This is a genomic window from Stygiolobus sp. CP859M, from assembly GCF_037389975.1.
Classification (GTDB): domain Archaea; phylum Thermoproteota; class Thermoprotei_A; order Sulfolobales; family Sulfolobaceae; genus Stygiolobus.
The window spans coordinates 57808-71106 of the sequence record NZ_JBBHKS010000013.1; the positions used below are offsets into that span (position 1 = coordinate 57808).

Here is a 13299-nt window from a genome sequence, read left to right on the forward strand (position 1 = left end):
AGAAACAAAGCTATAATGGGGTTCTTCGTAAAGCTTTCACCTTTGTTGAGGCAGCTCGGGAGTCTCGCTTAGTATTTCCTCTATTGCCTCAGTCCTGAAACCGCTCTTAACAGCTGCAAAGTAGAACCCCAATATTACTAAAGCTGCTACCACGGTGTCCTCTGGGAACGGTATTATTGGATTTAGGCCGAATCCTCCGAAGTAGGACAGAATATATATTGCTATAAAGAAGCCTACCAACCACCAACCAGCATTTACCTCTCTCTTAATAGCCTCATCCTTTACGGATAAGTTAAGGAGAGCTACATTTGCCATCAATAGAACTGCGAAAATGAGTATGTAAATTAAAAACGCTGTATTGTTAGCTGTTGTTAGTCCTGAAGTGGCGTTAAAGAAATCTATTGCGATCATTATAGAAACTACAATGTCTATAATGCCAACTAAGGCGGAAATGGTCTTGTTCACTTTTAATACTTTGAATGCGTAATACCCGAAGAACAATGGTAATCCGAAGGTAATACCAGTAAACACATAGAATAGAACAGCAAACCCTGACCAATATACTATCAGACCAGCGGCTAACGTCGCTAAGGGAGCTATTATTGATACACCAGGCAATTTGAAGGGTCTATTTAACTCTGGTGCATGCTTCCTTAATACCGCTACGCTAATTCCCCCCATTATGTAAGTTAACACTGTAGCTGAGGATATGAAAGACACTAGGGCATACCATGACGGGAAGGGTAGTAAGAATATGAACCCTATGATTAATGCAGCAATTAGTGAGAATACTGGAACTTTAGTCTTTCCTACCTTAAGGAATATCTCTGGTAAGTAGCCGTTACTGGCAAAGGCATATATAGTTCTCGCGGAAGTTCCAGTATAAATCCATCCAGTACCGGATGGAGAGACAACAGCATCTATTGTTAACACTATAGCCCATAACACAAATAATCCAGCAATAGCTCCAGCCTCGGGTGCTAGGTGGAATAATATTAAGAAGGGACCGTTTGCCATGGCTGCACCACTGCTTGTCTCAGCTGTAGGTAGAGCGCTCCAATTACCAACTGATATTGGGACTAGCTTATCTGACTCATTTAGATATAATTGGTTCCAGTTAATTCCGCCTATGAAAGCTACTTGTAACATTGTATAAAGTAATATGGCAATTACTAACGAACCAATTACTGCAAACGGAATGTCTTTCTTAGGATTTCTACCTTCTCCTCCATATTCAACAGCTTGTCTGAAGCCCAAATATGAGAACACAACTCCAGTAGTAGGTATTGCGTAAAGCACAGCATTGACTCCATAAATTCCACTAGCTCCTCCTACTACGTTGGAAGATGATGGGAAGAATCCTCCGCCAGCTGTAAAGTTTCCAGTATGGAAGTCGAATATCAACAGAAATATAACAGTTAGCGTCGGGACTAGTAACTTCCACCAGCCTACTCCATGTGTTACCTTACCTAGGATGTTAACGCCTGCATAGTTTAGGAAGAAGAAGAAGAGCAATAGAAGACCGGCGAGTGCTATTCCTTCAGGTGTTAGTATTGTTATCTGGGTTCCGTTAAAGGTTCCCGTAGTAGTTAATTGTGGATAATATGAGGCTATATACTCAACAGCTCCAGCCGCTTCGATGGCTGGTACTGAAGAGGCTGATAGGAAATAAGCCCAAGTTATTATGTAACCTACTACGCCTCCGTGAGTGTAGTGGGGATATCTGGTTATTCCTCCAGATTTCGGTATAGCAGCTCCAAGCTCAGCGTAAGCTAAACCCACGAACATTACTAGGATTCCCGCAATTATCCATGATAGAATTGCAGAACCTCCAGCATATGCACCAGTACTCAGAGAAGCGAACAACCACCCTGAACCTATTACTCCTCCTAAGGAGAGATATAATAATTCGAACTTATTTAGAGATCTTCTTAACAATTTATCTGATTGGGTTCCGAAATCTCTGGCTCCCCCTTTTATTTCCCTATCAGACATAAGTTTAAACTATATGAAGTAGTTTATAAATCCTTGGTATCTAATCATGGTTTGAAGGTGAACAATTTCTAATTGCTTAAAATAATTTGAACGATTCATGAATGATAATTTGAGATTTTAATTTCTATACCAGAGGACTGAAAAAATGATTTAAATGAACAATGAATAAATATATCTTATGGCAAAACTCAGAGAGCTTTCAGATGAACTTAGAGAGATATATACAGTAAACTCAGATGAGGTGCTTTCCTTTAAGACGTATATAGCTGGAATCTGGACATCAACGAAAGATTTAGAAGAAGTAAAATCTCCCATAGACTTAGAGGTTTATGTAAAAGTCCCAAAGTTAAACTATGAAATGGTTGACATGGCTTTACAGACGCTTTATAGGAAGGGCAGGTGGGAAATAAGGGATATGCCAGGGGAGAAGAGATTAAAGGTTTTTCACACACTGGCTTCTTTACTGGAAAAGTTCAGGCAGGACTTTGTGAACGTGTTAGTAATCGGTAACGGAAAGACCCCTTCAGCTGCAAATGGCGAAGTTAATGCAGCTATCGAGAGGTTAGAGAGGGCTGACTTAGACGTGAGAAAACTATACGGTGAGTACGTCCCGGGTGACTGGAGTACCGAAAGTTTGGAGGCTGAGGCAATAGTGAGAAGGGAGCCTTTAGGTATAGTGTTAGCCATTACCCCCTTTAATTACCCTCTTTTCGACGTGGTAAACAAGTTCGTATACTCGACCGTAGCAGGAAACGCCTTTATTCTTAAACCAGCCAGTGCCACTCCCCTACCGGCGATAATGTTCGCAAAACTTGCAGAGATGGCAGGTTTTCCGAAAGAGGCTTTAGCGGTAATCACTATACCGGGCAAAGAAATGGACAAGATAGTTCAGGACAAAAGGATAGGTGTTATTTCACTCACGGGAAGTACCGAGACTGGGGAGCAAGTAATGAAAATAGGTGGAATAAAGCAATACGTTATGGAACTCGGAGGTGGCGATTCTGCGTTAGTTATGGCTGACGCTGATCCGAAAGTTTCAGCCCAGAAAATAGTCACCGGTATAACGAGCTATTCCGGGCAGAGATGTGACTCGATAAAGTTCGTATTTGCGGAAGAACCAATATACGATAAACTAAAGGAGAATTTAGTAGAGGAGTTAAGGAAGGTGAAAGTAGGAGACCCGAGACAAGACGGAGTCACTATGGGGCCTGTGATTGACCCTAAGACCGTAGACGAATTCGAGTTTGCCGTAAAAGACGCCGTAAGCAAAGGAGGAGTTATACTTTACGGAGGAAAAAGACTGGGCGCCACTTATATTGAGCCGACGCTTATTGAAATCGATAAATCGAAAGTAAAGGACTTGTACTTGTACAAGAAAGAGGTATTTCTATCAATCGCTGTACTCACTCAAGTAAGCAATATAGAAGAGGCAATAGAGTTATCTAACGGTAGGAGGTACGGACTAGACGCAGCATTGTTCGGAAATGACATAAATAAGATAAGAAAGGCAGTAAGAATGCTCGAAGTAGGTGCGGTTTACATAAACGAGTACCCCAAGCATGGTATAGGTTACTTCCCCTTTGGCGGGAGAAAGGATTCCGGGATAGGGAGAGAAGGTATAGGATACACTATTGAATATGTGACGGCTTATAAAACAGTGGTATATAACTACAAAGGAAAGGGAATATGGGAGTATTTGTGAATAAACGAAGATACTCAGTGTTCTACCTCTTCTCTGCACTCGTCACGACTATAAGTATCGATAGTATCGCTAACATTCCCCCAGAGATTTCGAAGACAGTCGGTATCTGACCGAATATAGGGATAGCCAATAATGTTGCGACTACTGGCTCTAACAGCCCTATCGTCTCGATATGTTGAGGTTTGACCTTCCCAGAGGCTACTATTATAGACGTATGACCCAGCAAGGTAGGTAATGTGATTAAACCTAATAGTGCTAGGACGGAAGTTATGGTAACTGTGCCAAGTCCCTGAATTAGGAAAAACGGAAGTGTAAATATTGAAGAAGAAATATATATAGAAGAAGTTAAGGTTATCGGCTCGTCTTTGACTTTACTCAGTCCAGCCGTATAAAGGGCTATTAAAAAGGCTGACAATATTGCAATGGCGTTTCCGAAAAGTAAACCGGGCTTTAGAGGAAGGTTCATTAATACCACTCCCAAAAACCCGGTGATGACAGCAATTATATCCCTTAAGTTTGTCTTGAATTTTAAGAAAGGTGATAACAAAATTACGAAAAAAGGGGAAGTAGAGACGAGAACAGTAGCATCGATTATCGTTGTCGAGTAAACACTGATAATAAAGGTCACCATATGCATTGCTAGTAGTAATCCAAATGGCGAATACCTCACGACTTTCTTAAGGTCGACCCTCCCTAAAGTGAGGATGAGACCTGCAATAAAGAACCTAAGGAATGCTATACTCCCAGGTGACATCGCCGATAATTTAATGAAAATAGAAGCGGTACCAAAGCTCATCCCACCGGCAATCAGCAGCAGGTAATACTTGTTTATCGATAGTTTCATTAGGACTTTTTATCCTAACTTAATAAATATGATTTATGCAAGTCGTAGTCCCTATCATTACTCCCTTTACGAAAGATGGTAAAGTGGACATAAATGCCTTAAAAGACCACGTGAAGAGGCTTTTAGAACTCGGTGTAGACGTAATTTTTCTTAATGGAACAACAGGTTTGGGACCGGCTCTTTCTAAAGAGGAAAAGAAGGAAACGTTAAAGGCGGTGTATGACGTCACACACAAGGTAATATTTCAAGTGGGTGGTCTTAATTTGTACGATGTCTTTGAGCTTGTCGAATATTCTAAGGAGCTCGACATTTTGGGAGTAGCATCTTACTCTCCTTATTACTTCCAGAGACTTCCAGAGAAATGGCTGGTCAATTATTTTAATGACATTATAAGCAAGAGTGAACACGACTTCTTCCTTTATAATTATCCCGCGGCGACTGGATATGATATATCAGCCAAAGTAGTGGGAAAGATCCACGGGCTCAAAGGACTAAAGGACACTACGCAGGACTTAGCTCACACACTTGAATACAAGATAGTAAATCCTAATTTAATCGTTTTTAATGGATCCGATAGCTTAATCTACTATTCTTTATCGTCACTTGACGGTACAGTAGCCTCTTTTGCAAACCATTCTCCCCACATAATATCGGCTATGAGGAAGCTGATAAAAGAAGGAAAGAGGGAGGAAGCACTCAAGGTCCAGATGTTGATTAACATGCTACTAGACGCGATCAGGAAATACGGGCAGCTCTCGGCAACATACTATATGGTGGAGATAATGTTAGGTTATAAGGTGGGTTATCCTAGACCCCCAATATATCCCTTAACAGACGATGAAGTTAAAATGTTGAAAAGCGAAGTTGAACCTTTAAAGAGAAAATTAGAAGATATTATTGGTGGAATTTATGGCTAAAATGGTCACGCTGGGAGAAATTCTGATTCAGTTTAACTCATTTACTCCCGGTCCCCTGAGGCATGTTAACTATTTCGAAAAACATGTTGCGGGTAGCGAGGCAAATTATTGTATCGCGTTCATAAGGCAAGGGAATGAGTGCGGTATTATAGCTCGTGTCGGGAAAGACGAGTTCGGGTACAACGCCATAGAGTGGTTGAGAGGAAAAGGTGTAGACGTATCTCAGATAAAGATTGATGATTCAAGCCCTACTGGGATATTTTTCATACAAAGGCACTATCCAGTCCCTTACAAGAGCGATTCGATTTATTACAGAAAGGGGAGTGCTGGGAGCAAACTTTCCCCGAATGATGTTGATGAAAAATATGTCAGAAGTGCTGACATAGTCCACTCCTCTGGGATTACCCTCGCTATTTCAGACACTGCTAAAGAGGCTGTATACAAGGCTTTTGACTTTGCTAGAGCCAGATCCTTTGACACTAACATAAGGCTTAAACTTTGGTCTCCTGATAAGGCGAGATACGAGATAATGAGGATACTTAACCAATTCCACCTGAACTTCCTGATAACAGATACTGACGACTCAAAGATAGTGTTGGGCGAGTCGGATCCCGATAAGGCAGCTAAAGTATTCCTAAATTATGCTGATGTAGTGGTAATGAAGATGGGAGCTAAAGGAGCTGCATTGTACTACGAAGGTAAGAAATACTACTCTCACGGATATACGGTTCCGGTCGAAGATGTAGTAGGTGCTGGAGACGCTTTAGGAGGTACTTTTCTGTCTTTATATTACAGAGGTTTTACTTTAGAAAAGGCTTTAGATTATGGTATAGTAGCGGCAACACTTAACGTTATGATAAGAGGAGATCAAGAGAACTTACCCTCGACAACTGACATAGAACAATTTTTGAGAGAGTTCGAAAATAGATAAGAAAAAAGAAATAGAGGTTGAATTCTAAATAGGTGGTTAACTAATTTTTCTTCCCTTTAATGCCTTAATCAACGTTGATGCAAAATAGGGTAGGTCACCTGGATGCCTCGATGATATTAGATTATCGTCCTCAACTACTGGGCTGTCTATGTATTCTCCGCCAGCAGCGATCACGTCGTCCTTAATCGAAGCCACGGAAGTGACTTTTCTTCCCTTTATTACTCCGGCGGAGATGAGGATTTGGGGTCCGTGACAGATTGCGGCTACGGGTTTTTTCAATTCGAAGAATTTCCTCGTTAACTCCTTGACCTCCGGCAAAGTCCGTATTCTCTCAGGACCTCTACCACCTGGAATTACCAGAGCTGAGTACTCTTCGGGCTTTACCTCTTTAAACGAGATATCCGCTACTACAGTATAACCGTGTTTACCGACTATCTTTCCTCCCTTTTCTTTACCCGCAATAACCGGAGTGAAGCCCTCTTCTATAATTCTATAAAACGAGTATAACAGTTCAATATCCTCATATTCATCTCCTACTATAAAGAGTACTTTCATAGTGTGATAATTTGTGGCAATATAAACTAATAACATTAATTGTTAGTGTTTACCCGTGGCGTAACTTTTCCTTACTTTTAATTACTTCTAATTCCACCACGGGGCACCCCTCTTAAGGAATCATACACAGTCACCCTTAACTCATTGGGGCTAGTCGAGGGAAACACAACCACCCTCCCATCCACCTTTCTTGCCAAGTTAAGAGGGGCAATAGAATACCTTTCTAAAAGAGCTATAGTCTAATCAAACCGTTATAAGTTCCGTTTGTCCCTACACTTTCATTTCAATCATTTTATGTTCATTCATGATCGAGTGTAGGGAGTTAGTCCTCAGCCACCTACTAAACTCAACGGTAGGTGGGTCATGGGACTCCTTCGAGCCCAACGGCACGGGACTCACATCTCTGCAATCACTCCCACCCTTTTGGGCATAGCCCACATCGGTGTGAGAGATTATCATATACCAACGAAAATTTGTTATAAACAGATATAAAAAGATCTCTATTAACGTGAAAAAGGATTCAACCCACCTTACCCCTCTCAAAGGCTTTATTTTATTTTAATCTACCTTTAAAGTAAATGGTGGAGATATGCCTCTACGGTACCGTCTACAACGGTAGACCCAAAATCACCTCCTTCAATCCCACCCTGGAGAGTTCGGAAAGTGCCATTCCCCCTGAAGGATACTCCGGATCGCCCGGCCATATCCCTCAACTACAACCTCTCAACCTGTTATCTCATCCTTGTAATAATATTACAAGAACCCTTATTTCTTCATGATATGATCAAATATATTCAGTAATTCCTTCATTGAATAAGTCTAAACCGAGAGATATATTATAATTTACAAAGGAGCCCTGAATCGCCCCTAAAGTTGACGTCCTTTGCCTTGAAGTAGTTAAGGCTGCGCTTAGCCCCGCAATTCCTGCCCCTACAATTACTACATCATATATTTTTCTTGCATAGCGTATAATGTAGATCCACGAACAAAAAGATTAATGGAATTAAGCAATTTATTTATAAATAATCTATAGCTACAGTTATGTCTCGTGTACGAGGATATCATAGTTTAACTAATAAGCTTCAGAAAAAGTGTATCTATTAAGATAGGAATAATTTTATATGATAAGCTCTTTCTAAGTAATTTGAGGATAATAATGGTAGAAATCTCTGTAATAATTACTGCTTATAATAGAAAAGATTTCTATATGGAAGCGATAAAAAGCGTACTTAATCAAACGTTGCCTAATGATAAATATGAAATAATTTTTGTTTCCAATTTTAGAGATGCAGAGGAATTTTGTAAAAAAGAAAGAATAAAATTTATTTATAGTAACGAATTATATATGGGAAGGCAAGTAATAGATGGAATAAAAGTTGCTAAAGGAAGAATTATATCTTTTCTTGATGATGATGATATGTTTGAAAGAAATAAGTTAGAAGAGGTTTACGAGAACTTTAAGGATAAAAATCTCAGCGTATATAGAGATAGAATAAGATATTTCTTTAATGGAAAAATTATTTACAAAAAAGAGTTTGAAGAAAAAATAGACCCTTTGCTTATAACAAAAAAAGATGGAGAAAATTACGTGAGAATGTTTAAACGTAATAAATTTGGATATCATAGTAACTCAACATTTTCAATACTGAAGGAATTATTGCTAAATAAGATAGAATATTTATACAAAATGATAATAGCTGTTGATCTCCTTTACTTTACCATTGGATTTGCGTATAAAAATCCAATATACTATGATAATAAGAATCTTACATTATACAGGTTATCTTACTCATCTTCTATGAGAACACTAGATTCGATAGAAAATTTCATAAAAAATTCATTTTATAGATCATATAACTATTGTTTAGACCATCTAACTGTATATTCGATGCTAGATGATGAAATAAAATCGGTTTATAAATATGAAGTATCTTTGTCTAAAGTTAGACATAAGTTTCTTTCAAAGAAGCCAATGAGCGAATGTAAAGCTACGATCTCTGACTATTTAAGAGTATTAAAGAATTCACATATAGGATCTCATAAGGGATTAGTTTTTGCATCTCTATTACCTTTTAACCTTAGACTTAGATTTATTAAAAAAGTTTATGAAAAACAAAGAAGTGCATTGGAAGCATTATTACATAATTATTCAATATGATCTTTATGATCTAAAATAATCCAATTATTTTTATAGTATATAATCTAAACAAATATAATAAAAGATTTATTTATAATTTTTAAAATATTTCGCCTACAGTAGTTATGGGAATCTTAGGGAGGTAATACTAAGAAGTCGGTATTAGCGAGAAGTTTTTAATTTTAGACGTCGTCCCACTGAAAAGATGAAAATGTCAAACCGGAAGGGACAGGTCGAACTGGCTAAGGAGAGGTTGGTCAAGGCAGTCAACCAAGTTCTGGGCGTGATCAGGAGGAACGGGAGGAGCAGGAAGGTCGGGTTAGCACTAGTCCTCATGACCCTGCTAGGTGGGAGGGCCAGCGTGAAGAATGCTGCTGAGACGTTCGGGTTGGACTACGCAAACCTGCCGGAGGCGTTGGAGGAACTCGAAGACGCGTGGAGGGACTACTTGAAGGTCCTGTCGGGGCTGGTGAAGGGTGAGGTAGCTGTAATCATAGACGACACCGTGGACCACAAGGAGTACTCCCGGGGGAAGGACGTGAGCCCCCACGGAAACTACTGGATCTACTGCCACGCCCACCGGAGGTTCGAGAGGGTCAAGCTCCTCACGGTCGCCATAGTGGATCTCTCCACGGGCAGGGCGTTCATGGTTTCCCCTACGCCGTGAGGAAGATGTTGGACTTGGGGATGGTCACCGAGTTCAAGACCAAGATCGACTTGGCCAAGGAGATGTTGGACGTGCTCAAGGGGTACTTCCGCGTGTCCAAGGTAGTCTTCGACTCGTGGTACTGGTCGGAGAAGCTCGTGACGGACAACGTGGTGTCTGAGCTCAAGTCCAACCAAACTCAGGGTCGAGTCGGCCCGGGGGACCCTCGAGAAGGTGGAGGGACACCTCCGAGTGGGATACCCCCGGAGTCTACTATGCCGACCTGACCCTGGGAGACCGAGTGGTTACAGTAAAATTGTTAATCCGGGAATATAAAGGTGACTCCGAGACACACGTGAAGTACCTCTACACGACGGATCTCTCGCTCAGTGAGGAGGAGGTCGAGGAGGTATGGAGGATGAGGTGGGAGATCGAGGAGCTCCACAGGGATGTCAAGGCCCTTGGACTGGAGGACTCCTCGTTCTGGAGGAGAGAGAGGCTTCAGGGTTACCTCACGATCTTCACCATCATGACCAACGTCGTTAGGGAGCTGGTGGGGGCACTTAACCTGAGGAGCGTGGAGGCGTTCCTCAGGTTCGTTGAACGTTATTTAGGTGGACCGCCGGGGCTGATGAAAATCTTTAAGTTACGTTAAAGTCCCATAACTGCTGTAATTCTTTTATATCCCGATTTATTCAATCCGGAGAATTTTACAATTAATCTAGTAGAGACACTTATTTACACTATAGATTTATTATTAAGGAGGTGATTTTGGGTCTACCGTGGAGGAGAGAGGCTTCAGGGGTACCTCACGATCTTCACTATCATGACCAACGTTGTAAGGGAGCTGGTGGGGGAGCTTAACCTGAGGAGCGTGGAGGCGTTCCTCAGGTTCGTTGAACGTTATTTAGGTGGATCGTCGGGGCTGATGAAAATCTTTAAGTTACGTTAAAGTCCCATAACTGCTGATATAATTACTCTACAATAAAGCAGGGGATTAAATGGTTATTACGTTTAGGCCCTAGTCCAGTTGCTTCAAATAATCCTGATAGTGAACAAAGAATTTTATATGCATACAAAAATTACTAACTTCGATCGGTTAGGATTATGCAAAATAGTTCAATCATTCAAACAGATTCAATCAAACCAGGCTCAGACGATGCAATATACTCACTTAAGGTTCTTGCAAAGAACTATGCAAATGCATATCTAGTTAATGTTAATATCGGCGGATTATATCGCCTCATTAGGTCGTTCATTTTCCTAAAAACACCGAACACAATACTTAAGCATGTACCAATCCCTTCAATTAAGCGATACGTGAGCTCTATGCAAAAGTTTTACTTCATATGGAGTGGCATTTAATGCTGATCATTGATCAATTATGGAGTAAGCTCCTTAACTTAAATAAAAGGCGCGCTAACGGAAGTGGGCTATGAGTGGTTATTTTTGTATTAGCCATCCCTGAAGGTAGAGCGCTTTGAAGCCGCCGAATGCGAAGCTCTTGATCGCGTCTTGTGGTGTTTCGACTAGTGGTTCTCCTGCCAAGTTGAAACTTGTGTTTAATATAATCCCTTCTCCCGTCTCGTCCTTGAATGCCTTTATGAGCTCGTACCAGGTCTTGTTTATTTCCTTGTTTACTGTTTGTGGTCTCGCTGTTTGGTCAACGTGACAAACAACCGGAACAACCTCACATATGTCCGGTCTGTACTTGTACATCAAAATCATGAATTGGTGTGGTACCGGGTCTATGAAGTACTTACCAGCATCCTCCTCCAATAGCGAGGGTGCGAGTGGTCTCCACCACTCACGACCCTTAATCCTATTCACAATACCCCACATATCTTTTCTCCTCGGATCAGCAATTATTGAGCGGTTACCAAGGGCCCTAGGACCAAGCTCAGCCCTACCCTGATACCAAGTAACAACAAAGCCCTTGACTATTAAGTCAACAACCTCATTAATATCATCACCAATATACTTAGCGTTCCAACCTCCTCTTTCCACCACCTTCTTGACATCCTCATCGCTATACTCAGGACCGAGGTAAACAGTCTTGAGCCTCTGTCTCTTCATTTTTCCGCCAAGTACGTGCTCATAAACCCAAGCAGCGGCACCAATAGGACCTCCGGCATCGTTTGCTGCTGGGAATATGAACATGTCGTTGAAGGTTTTGGAGTAGTGAATAACCATGTTAGCCTTGGCATTCAAGGCAACACCACCGGCTAAGGCAAGCCTATCCTCACCAACATTCTCCTTAGCCCACCTAGCGAGGTGAAGCATGGTCTCCTCAGTCACGGACTGAACAGCCCAAGCAAGATCAACAGCATCAGGATGAAGGTCACCACGAACATCCCAAGGAACCCTCTCATCAGGATAGAGGGAGTTGGCAATGATTTTATAGGGCTGTCTATAATCACCAACAGTGCCCTTGATCTTCCACCTACCAGGGACAACAAACCTAAACGGGTAATCCCCATCATCAAACCTTATGAAGGACTTAAGCTTCTCGTAGTATTTGCTGGCTTTACCATAAGGCGCGAGGCCCATAACCTTACCAGGGCCCTCAAGATATTCATAACCAATCTTCACACTAACCTCCTCATATGAAAAACCAAGTGAGCCATAGACGGTGGGTATTGAGGCTACCTTCTCAAACTCACCATCCCTCACCCTCCAAACAACAGTGGCCTCAAACTCACCAGAACCATCGACTGTGAGGACGGTTGCATTATCAAAACCACTGAAGTAGTAGGCAGAGGCAGCATGGGCAAGGTGGTGAGGGACGGGGATGACCCTAATGTTTTCAGGAGCATCCTCACCAATGGAGTAAATCACAAACCTAACAAACCTACGAGCAAGATCAAGATAATCACCGCGAAGATAAAGCAGACCGAGCCTCAAAGCACCAAGACCCTTACTAATGATACTACCCTTCAACAAGCGAAGACGAATACCCTTACCAAATAAGTTCCCTAAGGTATATATCCACTTTTCATTTCTATCACTCAATGCCATGAGCCTTGGGTCCCAGTTTACTGCGTATGCGTCTATGTCTCTTGGCTTTATCCCATACTTCCTCCTCAGGAAGAGGAAGGCTTGCCTCAGGGCGTTTCTTGGTGGTTCACCTATTGAGTGTTTGTGCCTTGTCCACCTCTCCTCCTCACTCGCAAAGACAAGCTCACCATCAACAATAACACCAACCGTATGATCATGCTCAACAGGCCAATTAAAACCAACAACAACAGTCATTGAATAATCATAAAACAACAGATAAATAAGGATTACCGTACTCATTAATGACCATAGTCCCTCGAAACCTTCCCATACTTTGCCTTAGCCTCCAGCTCTATCTCGAGCAATCTCCGCCTCACCTCCCATAGCTCATAACCATTCTCAATAGCCTCTATGGCAAGACCTAAGCATGTTACATACGCTCTGGAGGCGATGATCCTCCTAAATGTACCATAGAGCTCTATTAATCCCTCATAAAGTCTTAACCTGATCATGTTGATTCTGAACTCATAGTAATGTACACCATAGGGTAATAATTTACAGCACAGCAGTTATGG

At 41.5% G+C, this 13299-nt stretch carries 11 protein-coding genes and 4 pseudogenes; 7 read left to right on the forward strand and 8 right to left on the reverse strand.

Annotated elements, in window-relative coordinates; all coding sequences use genetic code 11:
• Positions 1 to 36 precede the first annotated feature (36 nt).
• Positions 37 to 1995, reverse strand: coding sequence for an APC family permease (locus WIW72_RS05995; RefSeq protein WP_337703091.1), 1959 nt, complete (start codon positions 1993 to 1995; stop codon positions 37 to 39).
• A 178-nt stretch (positions 1996 to 2173) separates the two neighbouring features.
• Between WIW72_RS05995 and gapN the strand changes: the two genes are divergently transcribed.
• Positions 2174 to 3697 (forward strand): NADP-dependent glyceraldehyde-3-phosphate dehydrogenase, encoded by a 1524-nt coding sequence (gene gapN, locus WIW72_RS06000; protein WP_337703093.1) that lies wholly within the window; start codon positions 2174 to 2176, stop codon positions 3695 to 3697.
• A 22-nt stretch (positions 3698 to 3719) separates the two neighbouring features.
• Here gapN and WIW72_RS06005 read toward each other — a convergent pair whose 3' ends face one another.
• Positions 3720 to 4541 (reverse strand): DMT family transporter, encoded by an 822-nt coding sequence (locus WIW72_RS06005; RefSeq protein WP_337721275.1) that lies wholly within the window; start codon positions 4539 to 4541, stop codon positions 3720 to 3722.
• A 35-nt stretch (positions 4542 to 4576) separates the two neighbouring features.
• Between WIW72_RS06005 and WIW72_RS06010 the strand changes: the two genes are divergently transcribed.
• A complete protein-coding gene (locus WIW72_RS06010; RefSeq protein WP_337703097.1) occupies positions 4577 to 5458 on the forward strand; it encodes a bifunctional 2-dehydro-3-deoxy-phosphogluconate/2-dehydro-3-deoxy-6-phosphogalactonate aldolase in 882 nt (293 codons plus the stop codon).
• Positions 5451 to 6389 carry a bifunctional 2-dehydro-3-deoxygluconokinase/2-dehydro-3-deoxygalactonokinase gene (gene kdgK, locus WIW72_RS06015; RefSeq protein ID WP_337721276.1) on the forward strand — a complete coding sequence of 313 codons (939 nt, stop codon included), beginning with the start codon at positions 5451 to 5453 and terminating at the stop codon, positions 6387 to 6389. The genes WIW72_RS06010 and kdgK overlap by 8 nt, the downstream gene beginning before the upstream one ends.
• A gap of 36 nt (positions 6390 to 6425) precedes the next feature.
• On the opposite strand, the gene WIW72_RS06020 is transcribed toward kdgK, so the two are convergent.
• From WIW72_RS06020 to WIW72_RS06030, 3 genes and pseudogenes are all read right to left on the reverse strand, one after another.
• Positions 6426 to 6944, reverse strand: a complete 519-nt coding sequence (locus WIW72_RS06020; RefSeq protein ID WP_337703102.1) for a type 1 glutamine amidotransferase domain-containing protein — start codon at positions 6942 to 6944, stop codon at positions 6426 to 6428.
• A gap of 49 nt (positions 6945 to 6993) precedes the next feature.
• Positions 6994 to 7174 (reverse strand): annotated as a pseudogene (locus WIW72_RS06025) (IS200/IS605 family accessory protein TnpB-related protein); the annotation flags it as partial.
• A 40-nt stretch (positions 7175 to 7214) separates the two neighbouring features.
• Complete coding sequence (locus WIW72_RS06030) at positions 7215 to 7400, reverse strand: hypothetical protein (RefSeq protein ID WP_337721304.1); 186 nt, start codon at positions 7398 to 7400, stop codon at positions 7215 to 7217.
• A 196-nt stretch (positions 7401 to 7596) separates the two neighbouring features.
• Between WIW72_RS06030 and WIW72_RS06035 the strand changes: the two are divergent.
• Positions 7597 to 7745, forward strand: a pseudogene (locus tag WIW72_RS06035) (IS256 family transposase); the annotation flags it as partial.
• A gap of 67 nt (positions 7746 to 7812) precedes the next feature.
• Here the strand turns inward: WIW72_RS06035 and WIW72_RS06040 are convergent.
• Positions 7813 to 7914, reverse strand: a pseudogene (locus WIW72_RS06040) (FAD-binding protein); the annotation flags it as partial.
• A 174-nt stretch (positions 7915 to 8088) separates the two neighbouring features.
• Here WIW72_RS06040 and WIW72_RS06045 point away from each other — a divergent pair.
• From WIW72_RS06045 to WIW72_RS06055, 3 genes and pseudogenes are all read left to right on the forward strand, one after another.
• The gene (locus WIW72_RS06045; RefSeq protein WP_337721277.1) at positions 8089 to 9102 is read left to right on the forward strand and encodes a glycosyltransferase family 2 protein; all 1014 of its coding nucleotides are present in this window, start codon (positions 8089 to 8091) and stop codon (positions 9100 to 9102) included.
• Positions 9103 to 9292: 190 nt separating this feature from the next.
• Positions 9293 to 10382 (forward strand): annotated as a pseudogene (locus tag WIW72_RS06050) (transposase).
• Positions 10383 to 10553: 171 nt separating this feature from the next.
• Positions 10554 to 10679 carry a hypothetical protein gene (locus tag WIW72_RS06055; RefSeq protein ID WP_443294877.1) on the forward strand — a complete coding sequence of 42 codons (126 nt, stop codon included), beginning with the start codon at positions 10554 to 10556 and terminating at the stop codon, positions 10677 to 10679.
• A 491-nt stretch (positions 10680 to 11170) separates the two neighbouring features.
• Here the strand turns inward: WIW72_RS06055 and WIW72_RS06060 are convergent, their stop codons facing one another.
• Both WIW72_RS06060 and WIW72_RS06065 read right to left on the reverse strand, forming a co-directional pair.
• Positions 11171 to 13024, reverse strand: a complete 1854-nt coding sequence (locus tag WIW72_RS06060) for a carbamoyltransferase family protein (protein WP_337721278.1) — start codon at positions 13022 to 13024, stop codon at positions 11171 to 11173.
• Positions 13024 to 13236, reverse strand: coding sequence for a hypothetical protein (locus tag WIW72_RS06065; RefSeq protein WP_337721279.1), 213 nt, complete (start codon positions 13234 to 13236; stop codon positions 13024 to 13026). The genes WIW72_RS06060 and WIW72_RS06065 overlap by 1 nt, the downstream gene beginning before the upstream one ends.
• Between the last annotated feature and the right edge of the window lie 63 nt (positions 13237 to 13299).